This window comes from Thermobaculum sp. T2p, from assembly GCF_059335935.1.
Map to the genome: position 1 here is coordinate 47,025 of NZ_JANZYQ010000007.1, position 16,292 is coordinate 63,316.

Below are 16,292 nucleotides of genomic sequence, written 5' to 3' on the forward strand. Positions count from 1 at the left end.
AGTTTGCATGGCAGGAGTTGGGGAAAGGCAGCCCCAACTTTCATGGGCTGCCTCGTATCCTAGGGAACGGCTGCTGCAACGCTTACCAGGTCCTTGAAGAAGCCGAGGTCTGGGTCCCTAGGGGTACCGACCACCAGGGCTCGATCCAGCAGGTGATTCATGTGCTCACAAGATGTTTCTGGCAACAGCGCACATGCATGGCAGGCTGCCAGGTTGAAGCTTGTTAGTCCTGAACTGTCGTTGCCTACGGACTCCATGCACACAGGGTCTGATGAGCACCATGTGGCCTCATCCAGCGCGCGCAAGAAGACTCCTTCTAGCTTCCGGGGGAGTCCCATGCGCACCAATCCTCCCAACGTTCCCTTTACATCCCCCTCAGAAGTATATATGAGTATGCCGGCCATGTTACCCCTGCTGTATATCCTCTCGTGCAGGGATGCGAGGCTGTAGCCAGATTCGAATGCCAGGCGGCGCATGAGCAGATGGGCCAAGGTGTGCAGGAGCACGTGCCTAGGATAGGCAAGTCGTCTGAGATGGTATATGTTTGAGCTTTCGGGGATGTTACTCTTGATCAGTTTTACCCTCTGCTTGATAGCCTCTATCGACTCCCACTGTTGCAGCTTGTCGCTGTTGAGCGCAAGGAATATGCCCTCGCCGTACGTGACGTCGGCTGGCAGCCACATATTCTCCCGATCGGGAGGGTTGCGCCAGAGCATGGTTGGGTCGAGTGGGGCCTCCGAGTACTGATAACGGCTGAAGCCTATGAACACTCTGGTGACACGTAGCTTCTTGACCAATACCACGCTTTCGAGGTACTCCGCGACCTTAGCGTCGTAGGTGTCTAGATCCATCCTTTCGGTGATCAGATCCTGGCTCTTTGAGGAGGTTTTTCTGCTCTTGGCTTCGCTGAGAACACTGTACTCTGCATCCAGCAGAAGTTGCTCTCCTTCGAGCTTGGGTTTTTCCATTGATGGTTTTGAGAGTATATCTTCAATGACCTGTTGCAGGGCTGTGTCTATCTCTTCGTCCGTGTATGGTTTGAGGGGATCGGTTTGCTGGTTATCTCTTAGCACCTGCGCAGTAGGCTTTACCCCGGTACGTAGCAGGGTCTCTATAATTTTTAAGTATTGAGTAGACTCAAGTATATGTCGGAGATAGTCCGTGTTGAGGTCCTCGGGGATGAAGAGTGAGGCGATGGTGTTAGGAAAGTAGACGTTGGTGGCGGTGCGCATGGATAGAAACATGGGGTTCTCACACTTGCTGGTAGGGGCTTCATCCCCCAGCCACGGCTTGTGCCCCTGACACACGTAGTATTCATCGTCCGAGATCTTTATAGCATGGTAGATGTCCGATTCCACCAAGCCATATAGGGTACGTTCCTTGCCACACTTCTTGCATTTGATCTCTATAGAGCTTAGAGAGAACCCCTTGCCCGTAGCGCACATCTCCAGATCTTCAGGGCATTTGGGGTGCATGTCTCTGTGCACCCACTCCATGAAAGGGAAGTCCTCCAGGTGCCCATTGGAGCACACAGCGACCATTGGCACCTGGTAAAGCCGGCATGGGCGGCCACTGTTCTTCGGGCATTTGAGGCTTTTGCCCTGTGAAGAGTCGGTTAGTTTGCGCTTGACCAGCTTGTTGCATAAGAGGCATCTATGCCACCTTGGGAAGCGCAGCGCCGGTATGCTGATGTAGCGATTGTTATCTCCGCTCTCTCGAAAGTCTGGAGGCAGGCGGAAGTGGCTGACCCCTAGCATGCGTTCCAGCCTCCATTCCCTGACTTCGAATTCCTGTGGGTTGGGCTGACCGTATTGACTTTCGTACCAGTGGTCCAGGCCGGCAACCAGCAGGGATGTGCCGTCCGTGCCCGTGACCATGCTGCCCACGCCGGAAGTCTTGATGAGTTGGGATCGTCGTATAGGTATTTGGTTCACTAGCTGTCCTCCGAAACGTTCTGCAGTTCGGACTCGTGGTCCTTCATGTAGGCATACGTGATCTTCAGTTGACATTCAGCATCGACGCTGCGCATAGACTGCTGTACCTCCCAGGAGATGCTTTTTATCTCGGGATCGATGTACTCTCCAGCACGATACATGAGTCCCTGATCGCCCTGCTTTACTTCCCAGCGCTCGGGCTCCCAGACCCTCCACTGCGTGCGGCACCTCTCCAGGATCTTCTCCATGGCTGGCAACTCATCTGGGTCTACAGCCTTGACCCTCTCTCGCATCAAGGACTGGAAGCTGGCGAGGAGGTCCTCCGGCAAAGGCGAAGGAGGTTGGTCGATCCTGCTGTACTGCCGCACATAGGCCACGAGTGCGGCGTGAAGCGACCTCTCCATCGCAGGTTGGGAGAACGGCGTGAGCGTCATCGGCTCTATCTGAGCGTATAGGCGCTCGTGGTAGGAACGGAAGTGCTCGAAGTGCGAGCGATCCCGGGGACGTGCCGGATTGTACAAGATCACGACCAGTCCTGGTTGGTCTCGCCAGCGGCGACCCACACGTCCGGTCACTTGAATGTACTGGGCTGTGGCCTTAGGTTGGCAGACCACAGCCATGAGCGACAGCCGCTCTATGTCGATCCCTACCTCGATTATGCTCGACGCCAGGCAGACATCCAGGGCACGATTCCTGTCGCTCTTCATGTCCGCAGGACTGTAGCTTCTGGCCAGCTCCTCGAGCGCTTGAGGGACCTGGTCGTTGCGGATGCGGCTGGTGAGCTCGATGACTCTATTGCGGTAGATGAACCGTGTGCTCTTTTTCCGGCCGCGGCGCATGTTCATCGCCCTGATGTACTCTCCAATTCTGAAATCGAACAGGGACAGACCGGTTCCCAGCTCCCTTAAGCTGCTGTAGAAGATCATCAGGGTCCACCATGGGTCGCGCTTGTCTTCAGGCAGTTCGTAACTTGCCTGCAGCAGCGAGCCAAATGCCCGCACGCTGGTGGTGACCAAGGTCCTGGTACCTGGAGAGAACACCCCCACGTACATCCTGCCGGGTGCAAGGCTGCCGTCATCCAGTCTATCGATGCTGCTGAAGAAGGACTCGTTCACTTCCAGCCCAGGTGACGGAAACAGGGTCACCTGATCACGGTTGTACAACGCTTTGATCTGTTCCTTGTGGCGACGTATGGTCGCGGTGGAGCTTATGATCTTGGGCTTGATGGGCTGAGCGCCGCGCCTGTCGGTGCAGAGGTCTTCTATTACGGCCTCGAAGAGTCCTACCATGGACCCAAGGGGACCGGATATGAGGTGGAGCTCGTCCTGGATGATAAGTCCTGGTGGAGACAGGATCCTCTGACCTTGCTCGTCCAACCCAAATAGGGCCCTGGCTTCTGGGCGCCAAGCCAGCATAGCGAACTTGTCGACCGTGCCTATCACCAGTGACGGGCGGTACTCGTAGATGTCCTCGTCGATGACGTAGATGGGTAGTCTATTCGAGAACTCGCATCTGTTATCTGGACAAAGGAAGGCTACGGTATTGCCCCGCCTCTCGTAGCCCGGTACGCGCCTGGTGTTCTTCTCTCTCTTCTTGCTGGAGTTGCCCTGATCTATGGGCCCCATCTGTGCGCCGCACCAGGGGCACTTCTGTAGGAGGAAGGGGTTCTCGGTGTTTTTATCTTGCAGTTTATTTAAGCTATTGACGGCTTCCTCACGGGTGTTGGGCGTTGTGCTCTGGCCCAGCCAGATGCCTATGGAGAAGGGTGCTTGCCCCAGCTCTCCGGAGTTCTCCCTGCGGATCTTCTCCATGGCGAGGATGAGGCTCGAGGCACGCTGGAACTGCTGGGTGGTGAGCAGCCTCAGGGTGTACCTCATGATCACGTGGACTCCATGGTCCTCCGGGTCCCTTAGCCGGCGCAGGAAGAGCGAGAACGCCGTCAGCCCAAGGTAGGCCTCGGTCTTGCCGCCACCGGTGGGAAACCATATCAGCTCCACCGTCTCGCGATCAGGATGGTTCCCCTCGGCGATAGAGCGCAGCGTCATCAGGATGAATGCTATCTGGAAGGGTCGCCACCTTCCTATACCCTCCGGTGGCGATGCAGGATCCGGAGGGGTGTACTCACCCTCGAACTGCAGGCGATTATCCTCGGTGATCTTGGCTGTGCGCGTCGGCCTGCGGGACGTTATCTGCTGGAGGAGTATGGCGTGGTTTGCAAGCTGGAAGGCTCTTCTGGCCATGCTGTTCTCCCGCAGGTAATGCAGACCCTCCCGCATGCGTGCCAGGCAGCGCTCACATTCCTCCATGTGCCTGCGAGCTGCCTGCTGATATTCGGCAGCCAGCGTCTCGATCTCCCGCTTGCGGTCTGCGATCCATCTAGCGTAGAGGTCGAGCATCTTCTCCAGTGAGCGCAGGCCGTCGTCGCCTGGCACCAATCCCGCTAGCGAAGTCATGGGTATCTCCAGCAGCGAACCATCTGCCAGCCGGATGTCGGGAGTGACGCTCGGCACCTCCACCTTGGGCATGCACTCGGCTATGACCTTGCGCGCTCGCTCACCTGAGCTTTCTATCTCCCAGTCGGCAGCGCAGCCGTGCCCCACGCCGAAGACCTGATGCTTGCGGTACAGCAGCCTAATGGACTCCTCTTCATCATCGACCATCGATTGCAGTTTTTTGGAAGGGTAGGGCAATATGCCTGAGTCACCATCCCCCTGTACCTCGACCTCTAAACGTGACTGGAAGAGACACCTCTCGGACTTGAAGCGCCCATCTTCGTCCTTGGAGGAGCTTTTGTAGGGGGTGTTATTGACTAATGATACGGTCAGTAGGTACTGGTTGTCTCCCATAGGGCGTGAGGTAACGAACGTCTCGAGCTTGAGTCCATGGGTCTCGTTTGTGGTCGGTCGTAATTTGTGGATACCTCTTTGAGCTACGTCCTCATGTCCCGCCTCGGCCACCAGCTTGACTGGTCGCCTGAGGTACATGGGACGTTGTTCGCCGTTCACTTGAACTTCCTTGAAGGAGTACTGCGCCCCGGTAACAGTGACTACTAAGTGGGAGCCATGGCGGAGTCTCGCCAGGAAGCTGATGCCCATGCTCGAGGGGTGTCTTCCCCTCGAGGGGGATATCTCGCCTCCCTCTTCCTCCTCTAACGGATCATGTGCCACTTGATAGACATCTTTATCGACATCTTCCTTCGATTTACCATTTTGCGATTTGCCATTTTGCTGCGCGAAGGATTCTTCCGGTGTAGTGAGCTCTTCTATAGCCTCTTCTACGGTCTCTTCCAGCTGCTGCTCTACCTCGTCCCGGAGCATGCCCTTTGGGAACAGCACCCCTACGCTGTAGCGTACCAGCGGTGGGTCACGCCACAGGATCTCCTCGCCGGTGTCCTGCTGTAGCCAAGGGCCGGCAGCTTCATCCCAAGACTGAAAGGAGATCGGCTGGTTAATGTCCAGGGGATCCCCATAAGGAGCTGGTCCCATCAGCTCCCTGCGAAGGAACTCGTACACCTGGTCTCTAGCTTCCCTGCCGGTCATCTGCTGTTTGGATGTGCGATCACACAGTTGATATGTTTCCATTACTCCCTCCCGCTAGTTTACTCGAGATCTATCAGCCTGCCGATCTGTGACTCGGGTACCTCCTCGAGTTTCCTGTCCACTTCTATCACTCTGAAGGCCCCCATCCGGAAGTCCTGGTACTCCGGCAGCTTAAACTCCATGTAACCCTTGTCCAGCAGGACGGACAGATCCATCGACGCTACATCCCGAAGTAGCATCTTGCGCAGCTTGTGCCCAGCATGCTGGTGGGCTTGCCTGATCCGGCTCATCATCTCCCACAGCTCCTCGGTCTTGCGACCGAAACCCAAGTATCGCATGACGATTGCAAAGTGCTGCTCGCTGTTATGACGGATGAACCTCTCGGAAGCCCAGTTGCGCACGTTCGTGGGGTTGGATATCTCACATCCCAACTCCTTTATTCTTTCAGCGACCCAAGCGTGTCCGTACACTTTGATCCGCTCGCGTAGCTTCTCCTTCCACATACGCTGCGCCTTTCGGAGCTCCTCGGCTTCCGGTCCAAGTATGGAATCAGCTACCGGCACTATGTAGTCCTTCTCCTTCGAGTCTATGCGCAGCAGGAGGAAAATTCCTGGCTCCACGCTGCTGGATGAAACCCTCCGGACGCGCTCGTCCCCTTCCTCCTTGGGGTCGATGATGAACACCTCGGAATCCTCGTCGCGCTCAAGCAGGGTGGCCCTGTTGCCCTCGAGGAAGACCGCGAATGCTTGCACGTCTTCGTCGAAGCTATCCCTGGCAGCGGACCTTCGCGCTATCTCCGCTATGCTGGTGCTGGGTATCTCGGGCTCGAGCTCCACGTACTCTTCCTCAGGTTCGTCCGACAGCAGTTTGAGCTTCTTCTTGCTGTCCCTGCTGAGCCGAGCAAACGACTGTTTTTCTTCCCAGCTGTCTCTTTGGAAGCTATAGCGCAGGAGATGGATCTCCCTGGCTCTCGGAGCCGTGAATATGTATTCTTGCTTGTACAGCTCGTACCAGGATGCCGCGCCCAGCACGTACAGGACGTCGAAGGCTATGAGATCTCGAAGCCGTTCCGGGGATACAACCCTCATCTGGCGTGTTCCTGAATAATTGTTCAGTTCCTTGATGATGGGCTCTTGCATCTTATTAGCCTCTCTCGTGACCAGAGCCATTTTCCCTCGCTCAGATTCAGCTATCTCGAGGATCTTCTCCAGCAGAGGGTTATCTCTACGGGTCACAAGGTCTTCTAGGCGCTGTATCACCTCCGAGGCCCTGTGGTCATGCTCCGAGTATCTGATCTCGGGAGATTCTTTGAATATCTCCCTCAAAGCTGCGAGCGTCCTCTCACCTCCAAGGGCTTCGTGATGAAACGGCAGTGGGGTGCTGATGCACTTGTAGTAGTAGCTTCTTGCCCGACGAACGAAGTCGCTCCAAGCCGAACCTTCCTGCTGGCCACCTACCGCGCGCGTTAGCTGTCTTACACTGCGCGCGTAGTCTCGCAGTGGTTGGTAGGATATCCTGTGGCGATGTATCTCAGCTTGTCCCGCCAGCTCGTACAACAGGTCTATATCTGCTATCCGTGCTATCATCTTCGCACCTCGAAGGCGACCAGCTCCACTCCCTGAGGTATGTGTGGTATCCTTAGCTTCTCCGCGTTGCCCACGCGGGTGCTGTCTAGGTCATCTACCACTTGGACGGCATCTCTATAATCTTGTTCCGTACGATCTAGAAGGATCAGCCAAGGCAGCCCAAAGAATTCTTCTCTCCGCTTGATGAACCCCTTAGCGCCGTCAAAGATCGCGACTGGAGAGTATCGTAGGTGCTTCTGTGGCACTTTGCCGTCTTCCATCAGCCTGTCGGAGATGATGCATGTATGGTACGTGTTTCCCTCTGCGATCCATTCATGCACCCTCAGGACATTGTTGATTTCTACCTTCTTTATGTCTGCAGATTGGCCAGGACGTATGCAGAGTTGGGCCTCCTGCTTGATCTCGTTCTTCTGGGCAACGATGACGCAGTCCAAGCGAGTGCGCCCGAGGAAGTCGGCGAGGTCTGATAGGGCAAGCACTGCGCTCAGTGCCGGGTTGCGGTTAGATTTGCCCCTCCCCTGCTTGCCTATCTTCTCCTTGAGAAATATCTTGTGGGCGATCTGGGGGGTGATCTTGCGCACGCCTTCCTTTCCAAGGTCGAGGTGCACCCGCCGCACTTCTCCATCCTGGCTACATCCTGTCAGGTAGCCCTGGATGCGCTTCATGTCCTCCCTGTACTCCACAGGTATCCGGTCACGGCCGCCGGCCATATTCCATAGCTGCTCGAAGTACTCTTCGCTATCCGCTATGGTGTTGATCTTGGCGCGCGATCGTACCACACCTACGGCTGCAAACAGCGCCGCGTAGCTTCTGGTAGGCAAAGAGACCGCGACTACCGGCACGCAGTCCCCGACTTCGTAGCAAGCGATCTCTTGCCCCAGCTCCAGGAAGAACAGCGCCCATGCTGGCATGTGCACACAGCCGTCGCTCTCCAAGATCTGCCAGGAGCTGGGATCAACATCTGTGACAACGGTTTCACTACGACCGGCTTTCCGCCTACCGGCTGCGATTCCCATTGCTGCACCTCGTGGCTGTCGAACTGGATTGTAGCACGATTTATAAAGCATACGAATACCTATCCTCACGTTTTGCTTCTATAGGCAGTCGGAACCTCTATCTACCATAATAAGTTGACCTTTATGACAGCTAATATGTCATTTCGTAATAACTTTCCTGACAATTTATTCAGAGATCCGCTGAGGTACTCGTGAGGATGTAGGTCTGGAGGAGGTAAAGAGATCTCCGGTAAGAGGATCGAGCAAGGGTGCCCTTTGGTATGTGTAGTGGTGTCGGCTACCCGTGGATCAACTTGCTGGTTGGCCATCGCCACAGCGGACTACGGGTGGGGAATTAGGCTATTCAAGCGCAGGTTTTGCCTAGTTTTACACGAAACAAAGTACCGTGCCCGAGCGCTGGAGGTCTTCCTGGAGCTGCTGCGGTCCCACACCAACAACTAGCTGAGAAGTTTTCCCTTGAATTTTGACATGTTATGACACACTAGCTGACAACACCACTTCCTATATTGGTTTTGGGACTGGGCGAAAGGGTCCGCGGTCGTGTCCCGGCGCTCGCCGTCGGAGCCGCCGCGGGCCCTGACCCAGCCCTCGAGCCTCCAAGGATCCACTCCATGGGGACAAACCGTGTATTTGTAAGGAGGACCGTCATGCGTAAGATCTTTTCGGCTCTGTCTACGTTCCTGGCGTTGCTATGCGTAGCGGTTGTGGGGGGCTCTGCCCTGGGAAACAGTGGGACAGGGGGCGATGATAGCACCAACGACAATTGAGACAGCAAGACATCCACCGGCAATAACTTCTCGCAGGCGGTATGCGTCGAGCCTTTCCTGCCGTAGCTGTGGGTCCGGTGCTCGAGGACTCCCCCAAGCGTTGGACCCAAGTCGATACTCATCTGCTAATTGCACATTATTTCTGATGCCATATACTGCAACGTTGTGTTAATATAAGTCGTGTTGAGGGAAAGGGGCACCAACCTCTAAGTTGCGCTCGTAACCTTCCTGGAGGGGACGTAGTTAACGCTGTGGAGGGAGGCATCCCCGCACCTAACGTAGAGCCCGGCGTCTATCCTCCCCGCAACAGAGCTCAAACATCCCAAACGCCGGGCTCTCTGTTGCCTAAAATCTGGGGGAGGCCACCTTTCAGGGGATTATTTTTCGGGACTGGGCGTGAAGGTGACCTCCCCCCTGCGAGACTAACACACCTCGAGCACCTTTCTCAAGCGCCTCCCCTCAAGCCGATCCTAGGAGTGCGTGAGGGATGGATCGGCAGGCGGTGGTTGGAGCCGGGTGGCGTAGGATGTGCCCGTCTGCATGCAGCGCTCCATCTCGTCGTAGATCTCCAGGATCACCCGCTGCGTGCGGTACTCACCATGGTTCCCCAGATCCTTGCGCTTGATGATCTGGAAGGTATCCATGATGTACTCGACGTCCTCGCGCCGGATGCCGTAGAGGTGAAAGTAGGCGGCATCCAGCTCGCACCGCAGGAGGAAGCGCCGCTCCTCATCCCACCGGAAGGGCGGGCAGTTGTACCCCATGTCCTGGGCAAACGGCCGCAGCTCCCACGCCGTGTATACCAGCTCCATTACCCTGGGCGTGATCCATCCCGCCAGCGAGACCTCCACGGCCCAAGGCGTGGGCCTATCGTAGGTCTCGGGCGGCAGCACTGGGAGCTGCTTGAAGATATGGAATGTCAGACTAGTGCCACCTACCTTTTGCCTGGCAGCGAAATCCTGGACGAAGCTATCTAAGCAGGAAACCAACAACGGTATCAAGCACTTCTGCTCGACATCCGGCAACATGAGTGGCACTTTGTTTCCGCACGCTGCAAGCGGCAATATGCTTGAGATGGTGGTGCGTTCGTTTGTAGAGTTTGTGATATCACGCCAGCCGAGCAGCCAAGGGTGTTGCCAGCGGCCTGAAAGCTTCTTCTCCACCTCGGAGGCTGCGACCCAGTAGCGGGGCATGACGACGAAGTTGGGGTCAGATAGCTCGTAGGGATCGGTGTAGCGGGTCTTGGGAGCATCAGTCCCGTAGGGGGCAGTGTCACGGGACGATGTGTGTTTGGGCTCGTAGGTGGCCCAACGGTGGTTGAACTGGTGGAACATCTTGGCCTCGTAGAGCGGCAGGTAGACGTCCTCCCTGGATCGCAGCCATTCCAGGAGCTGGTGGGGTGGGATCTCCGTCATCTTCCCTAACGCCCGCAGGTCGTCCTCCTGCACGAACACGTTGCCCACGAGCGTGTAACCCTTAGCCTCCAGCGCCTCCCGCGTGCGAAATAGGTGGGAGTCATTGGCCATATGAAACATCGTTGTCAGCGTAACTCCCCAGGGGTTCTTGTCTGTCGCCTCGTTGACGAGGACCGGCACGCGACGGTATATATCGCGGATGATCTCGGCGTCGCGGCGGGAGCGGAAGATCGGGCACGTGCGGGTGTTGGGGTTGAGCAGCGCGAAGTCCTCGGGCGTGAGGGTGAAGCGCCTTGTAGAATCATCCAGCTCCTCGACGCTGTGCAGGAAGAAGGCGAACTCCGCGGCGCGCGATCGCTGCTCGTCGCCGGCGAGCGTGAGCAGGCAGAACTTGTAGCTGTCATGTACGCTAGGGAATATGCCCTTGTTCTCGAAGTCGTACAGGCTGACGAGGCGGCCGGTGCGCACGACCTCAGCGAAGAAATGCTTGTTGGTGTCGTCGGTGGCGATGCCCGTGGGCACGATCAGTCCGGCTCTACCCTTTGGCGACAGTAGTTGTAGGAAGTTCTCCGCGAAGACGCTGTAGGTGTTGACGTCGCCGCGCCCGCAGAGGGGGAAGCGCCCGCTTCGGCGCACGAACTTGCTCTGCGCCTCCGAGTTATGCAGAGCAAGTTCGTACTCCCTCGCCAGATCTGGATTGGTCTGGGGCAGCTGCTTGATGAGCCGCTCGCGCTCGGCCTTGTTGCGCGCCTTGGCTATTTGAGGGTCGCGGGAGGCGAAGAATTCCTGCTGTTGCAGCTTGATGCGCTCCCATGGGGGGTTGCCGAGGACGACGTCGAAGCCGCCGCGGTCGAACACCTCCGGGAACTCGAGTGGCCAGTGGAAGAAAGGGTGTTCCTGCGAGTAGCCTATAGCCTTCCCATCAAGGTGTGCGTCTTGCGCGGGATGCGAGAGGGCGTCCCACACGCTGCGGGTGGTAGGTACGGGCTCGCCGCTGCGCAGGGGCGCAAAGAACGCGTAGGTCCACAGGTCGCACGCCACTTTGTAGTCCCACCACCTGGTGCCGGGTCTGCGGAGGTCGCCGTAGCGCTGCTCCTTGCGACGCACTTCCTCTGGGGTGCGCTCGGCAAAGGTCGATAGCTGAGCAAATTCCCTGGCGATCGTGGAGATGTTAGGGATGTCGACTCCTCCCCAAAAAGTTAGCTGCTTGCCCTCTCTCTCCTCCCTGTTGCGCTTCCTGATGGCGGAGGCGATGGCCTTGCTGTCGCCCTCCACGGCATCGTAGGCCCCATTGGGCACGCCCTCGACCAGCGACTGAATGTTGAAGACGCCCACGAGGGAGTCGCCGCACTTGATGTGGTTGTCCAGGAAGTTGAGGGGCATGCCGGTGTTGTAGCCCTCGATCCACAGCGCGACCTTGCAGAGGTCCACCGCTAGGGGGTTCTTGTCGACGCCGTAGATGCACTCGCGGATGACGTCCCGCAGCGCCTCGCGGTAGGCCTGTGGCGGGGGCTCTTCCTCGCCGGTGCGGACGCGCGCGAGCTCTCGAGCGATGCGCCTGGCGGCCGCCAGCAGGAAGTGTCCCGAGCCCGAGGCGGGGTCGCACACGCGTAAGTTGAGCAGAGCCTCCTCCTGCTTCTGCCTGTCGGCACCGGCTTCCCTCAGCCGCTGCTCGATGACCGGCTCGAGGGCTGTCCTGATGAGCTGGCGCACGAGAGAGGGCGGTGTGTAGTAAGAGCCGGTCTGTTTGCGCTCGGAGCCCATCACCAGCTCGAAGCTACAGCTGACGCCTGTGCCAGCGGGCGTGATCTCTACTCTGGGGTGGTAGTCCAGCAGGCTCTCATAGACGGAGCCCAGCTCCTCGACGTCGAGCCAGGCGAAGTTGACCCTGCGGGAGGTGTTCTCGTCCTTGAAGAGGGTAAGGCTGGCGACGGCATCCAGCAGGTCCTGGTTGGTGCAGAAGGCTCGCTCGATGTGGGTGCAGGCGTGGGGGCCGAACAGTTCGCCGTTGAGGGGGAACATGCCCAGCTTGCGCGCCAGCTCGTCGTCGCGCAGGAGCTCGAAGGTCCGCATGAGGCCGTGCCATAGGTCACAGTAAGTGTCCCCAACGTGGTGCCTCTCGCAACGTTCGCGCAGGTGGGTGGCGCTGTAGTGTTGGAGATACACCTCGTGAAGGCGTCGGACGTGCTCATCGTCGGCGGGGGGCAGCAGGAGCTTTCTCTCCTCCACGACGAAGAGGAAGAGCAGCCGGTAGATCAACCGCAGCAGCTCTCGGTAGTAGCCCTGGGGAGAGAGCTCTCCCGTGGCCAGTGCTTCCCGCAGCTGCCCGCTCTCGGGATGGTCCAGCAGCGCCCGCCCCAGGATCCGCAGCGCACACTCCACACCGTCTCGTAGGCGCTCGCGGACCCGGCCGCCTTCGTCTATGCCCTGCTGGTAGTAGCGCTCGAGCAGGCATTTGTCTGGGGGCTTGCCCAGCTGCGGGAAGCGCGTGCAGTGGAGCAGCCGGTACAACACCACAAACTCGCTGTACAGCTCGCCACGGACCATCGCCTCCAGGTCGAACTCCAGGTACACGGGATGGGACACGAGGGCGGAATTGCGCAGCAGGCGCAGCCTGAGGCCGTTGGTGACCATGCCCCAGAGGGCATCTGAGCGGTTGAGGTACTCCTGCACGGTGGAGTGGGGGCTCCGCCGCTCTCTGCCGACGCGCTGGTCCAGCTGCTGGTCGCAGCTCACTATGTGGATGGGCACGTCGCCGTAGAAGTGGGAGATGTTATATCTCTCTTGGCCGACCTCCGTGGCAGCCGGCACGTACCTTACGTTAGTAAACCCCAGCAGCTCCAGGACGGGCAGCATCCAGCTCTCGCGGGTTACTGTGGTGCGGCTTGTGCTGGAAGCGTGCTGGAGCCTGCGCTGGAAGGACTCCCAGTAGGTGCGCATATCGTTGAACGCTGCCTGCATGTTGGCCAGCAGCGCCGGTAAGTCGTCGTCGAAGCCGAAGTCTTTCGGCCCCTGACCCTCCATCGTCGTACCTGCCTGGGGCACTAGCCTGTCCAGCAGGTCTGAGGGGAAGAGACCCCCTTCGATCGTGATCGTCGTGTAGGGCATCAGACACCACCTCCCGGCGATAGTGCGTAGATAGCAAGAATGTCGGGCGGTTTCTGTGGCTCTATCTGGAGGTTATTGCGGCTGCCGACCATGCTGCCGATCTGCTGGTTCGACCGCATGAGATCCTCCCGCCTGTCGTCTAGCACCTCGCTGTACCATTCCTGATGGGCATCCAAGGCCCTGAGCAGCTCGGCGATGTGGTCCCGGCGCTCGGCAAGGGGCATCTCCCTGCGGATGAAATTATCGGGATTACCGAACGCCTCCAGCAGGCGCCTGCCCTCCTGTATGTAGGGCTTCATCGGGACTGGCCTGCCTCCCTGCAGGCGGATTGCCAGCGACACCACCTCCTCGGCATATTGCTCGACCGCTTCCCGCATCAGGTAGCGGATGCGCAAGATGACCAGAAAAGTGCGTCGGTCCACCAGGCGGGTGTAGGCCGCGCCCGTGCGTGTGAACTTGGGATCGTCCCGCATGGCGCGGCCGAGCACCTCGCGGCAGAAGGTCTCGACGATGGGGTGGTTGCGGCCTAAGTACTCGGCGTTGCTGTCCTGCTGGCGGTCGAAGACCACCCGCAACGGCCACCTGCTGTACCCAAGGGGAGCTAGTCTGTCGCGCAGCTCTCCCGGATCGAGCTCGAAGGCACCGGACCTGCCCCTGGTCTGGAGGAAGCCCTGTAAGCGTTGAGTCACCGTCCGGAGAAACCGCTCGAGCGTCTCGGGAGTGCCTAGGACGGAGTCCACGGTCTCGATCTGTTGGCGGATCTCCTCGGGCCGGATCGTCTCCTGGCTGAAGATTGGTCTCTGGCTCTCGGCGGAGCGGTCCCACTCCCGGTGGAATCTCTGGACCTCGTCCGACTCCAGGGCGAGCGGCAGCTGCCCTGGAGCCTGCCTGTTGAGCCTGGTGAGCATGAGCTGCTTGATGAGCGATTCCAGCAGGTGTTCGGAGTAGGCTGGGGCGGGCACCGAGATGCCCAGCTGCTGCCGGATGGTCCGTGCCTTGCGTACTAGCACTCTCATAACGGTGAGGTCGACGGGGTTGTTCTCGCCGCTGATCGTCACCGCGCGCACCTCATCACGCTGCTGGCCGAAGCGGTCGACCCTGCCCTCCCGTTGCTCGAGGCGATTGGGGTTCCAAGGCAGGTCATAATGTACAATGGCGTCAAAGTGGTCCTGCAGGTTGATGCCTTCGCTAAGGCAGTCTGTGGCGACCAGTATCCTGCGAGGGGCCTGCGCGAGCTGGGCGATCTTCTCCTTGCGCTGGTCCTCGCTGAGCTCGCCAGTGACGGCCTCTATCTGCAGGTCCTCAAACTCCCCGCCCAGGATACTCTCCAGCTGTTCCTGGAGGTAATTGGCGGTGTGGATGAAGTAGCAGAACACGATGGGCTGGAAACCGTCTCGCAGGAGATCGCGCAGAGAGTCGGCAAGGCAGTCGAGCTTGCTGTCTGTGCCGGGACCTTCGAGCTTACGGGCCATGGTGATGAAGTTCTTGATTCTGGATCTGAGGGCTTTATTGCTCGAGGTGCCCATGTCGCCTGCGACCGTGAGATAGTCGCTGGCTTCCTCCTGCTCCAGGCTCTCGAACACGGCGGGCCTGTACGACTGGTCCACCGCCTCCACCAGCTGATCCTCACCGAAGTCGGGCTGGCCGGTCAGCTGCTCTAGTCTGTTCTCTATGTGTGCCTCCAGTGCGGCGACGGCGGCTCTGGGACTGGAGAGGATACAGCGCAGCAGCGAGAGCGCGCCCCAGTAGCGTATCCTCTCCTGATATCTGCCCAGGACCGGCTGCTCGGAGAGCAGCTCCCGGCAGTAGTCCCACACTTTGTTGAAGAATTCCAGATACTGCTCCGTGAGCAGGTAGGTTTTCTCAATGCTCTGCCGCTGGGGGAAGCGGGTCGTCCCCAGCCACTGGCTGAGGTCGTTCCGGCGGCGCTGGATGAAGTGGCGCCGGAGATCTGCCTGTGGCAAGGGCTGTTCGGGATCGGTGTCGAATCGAGGGTCGAGCATGCCCAGCAAGGACCTGAAGCTATCCTCTATGCCGCTGTGCGGGGTGGCGGTCACAAGCACCAGGTGGCGGTCCCGACTCTGGGCTAGCTCCGAGAGCAGACGATAGCGCTGCTGTTGCTGGGAAGAGCCCCTTGGCCCAGGTCGGGCTGCGATGTGTGCCTCATCAACGATGATCAGCTCGGGGGCATCGCGCAGGAAGGTCTCCCTGTACCGGTCGCTCTTGAGGAAGTCTATGCTGGCCACGAGGTAGGGGTAGTGCCTGAAGATGGACACATCCGTGCGCGGCAGGTTGCGCTCGAGCCTGCCTATGGTGGAGGGCTGGACCGTCTCGGCATGGATGGAGAACTTCTCGGCCAACTCGGCCTGCCACTGGCTGCAGAGGTGCGCGGGGCAGATCACTGCTAGGCGGCGCACGATGCCTCTGTCGAGCAACTCGCGCGCGATCAGCGCGGCCTCGATCGTCTTACCCACACCCACGTCGTCGGCTATCAAGAGGCGGACCGGGTGCTGGCGCAGGGCCATCACCAGCGGTACAAACTGATAGGGCCGGGGAACGAACGACAACCGCCCCAGCGATCTGAAAGGCACGGCGCCCGAACGGATAATCAGCTGTGCGGCATCGGCGATCGTCAACGCCGCGAAGATATTGCCTGGGCTCTCAGGGCTGGGGGCTGGGAAGCTGGAATGCCTGATCCCTCCACCCTCCAGTGGGAGGAACACCCCGATGGACTCTTCCTCGCTGCCCACCAGCGGCTTGAGCATCAGGAGATTCTCTTGGTCGCTGGGCAGGACGATCCAGTCCCGGTCACGCGCGCGTACTATAGTACCGACAGGATAGGATGGATTTGACATAACAAAATGCTCCCATGCTGCACAGCATAGCATGTAGATTGTGGTAAACAATATACCACATCTTGCTGCGGG

At 58.8% G+C, this 16,292-nt stretch carries 6 protein-coding genes; all 6 read right to left on the reverse strand.

Annotation, left to right across the window (positions count from 1 at the left end; genetic code table 11):
• Positions 1–59: 59 nt before the first annotated feature.
• Complete coding sequence (gene drmB / locus N2245_RS03550) at positions 60–1,934, reverse strand: DrmB family protein (RefSeq protein ID WP_494535355.1); 1,875 nt, start codon at positions 1,932–1,934, stop codon at positions 60–62.
• A complete protein-coding gene (locus N2245_RS03555; protein ID WP_494535356.1) occupies positions 1,934–5,515 on the reverse strand; it encodes a helicase-related protein in 3,582 nt (1,193 codons plus the stop codon). Before N2245_RS03555 ends, drmB begins: the two co-directional genes overlap by 1 nt.
• Positions 5,516–5,532: 17 nt before the next feature.
• Positions 5,533–7,059 carry a DISARM anti-phage system protein DrmE domain-containing protein gene (locus tag N2245_RS03560; RefSeq protein WP_494535357.1) on the reverse strand — a complete coding sequence of 509 codons (1,527 nt, stop codon included), beginning with the start codon at positions 7,057–7,059 and terminating at the stop codon, positions 5,533–5,535.
• Entirely contained in the window at positions 7,056–8,075 is a 1,020-nt protein-coding gene (locus N2245_RS03565) for a hypothetical protein (protein ID WP_494535358.1), read from the reverse strand. Before N2245_RS03565 ends, N2245_RS03560 begins: the two co-directional genes overlap by 4 nt.
• Positions 8,076–9,312: 1,237 nt before the next feature.
• On the reverse strand, positions 9,313–13,365 hold the full coding sequence (locus tag N2245_RS03570; protein ID WP_494535359.1) for an Eco57I restriction-modification methylase domain-containing protein: 4,053 nt from the start codon (positions 13,363–13,365) through the stop codon (positions 9,313–9,315).
• Positions 13,365–16,220: a helicase-related protein gene (locus tag N2245_RS03575; RefSeq protein WP_494535360.1), complete on the reverse strand. Its 2,856-nt coding sequence runs from the start codon at positions 16,218–16,220 to the stop codon at positions 13,365–13,367. Before N2245_RS03575 ends, N2245_RS03570 begins: the two co-directional genes overlap by 1 nt.
• Positions 16,221–16,292 lie beyond the last annotated feature (72 nt).

Bases quoted from the DNA above. Each gene is read 5' to 3' on its own strand.
- N2245_RS03560 (WP_494535357.1), bottom strand. From the start codon at position 7,059: ATGATAGCACGGATAGCAGATATAGACCTGTTGTACGAGCTGGCGGGA.
- N2245_RS03555 (WP_494535356.1), bottom strand. From the start codon at position 5,515: ATGGAAACATATCAACTGTGTGATCGCACATCCAAACAGCAGATGACC.
- N2245_RS03575 (WP_494535360.1), bottom strand. From the start codon at position 16,220: ATGTCAAATCCATCCTATCCTGTCGGTACTATAGTACGCGCGCGTGAC.
- N2245_RS03570 (WP_494535359.1), bottom strand. From the start codon at position 13,365: ATGCCCTACACGACGATCACGATCGAAGGGGGTCTCTTCCCCTCAGAC.
- N2245_RS03565 (WP_494535358.1), bottom strand. From the start codon at position 8,075: ATGGGAATCGCAGCCGGTAGGCGGAAAGCCGGTCGTAGTGAAACCGTT.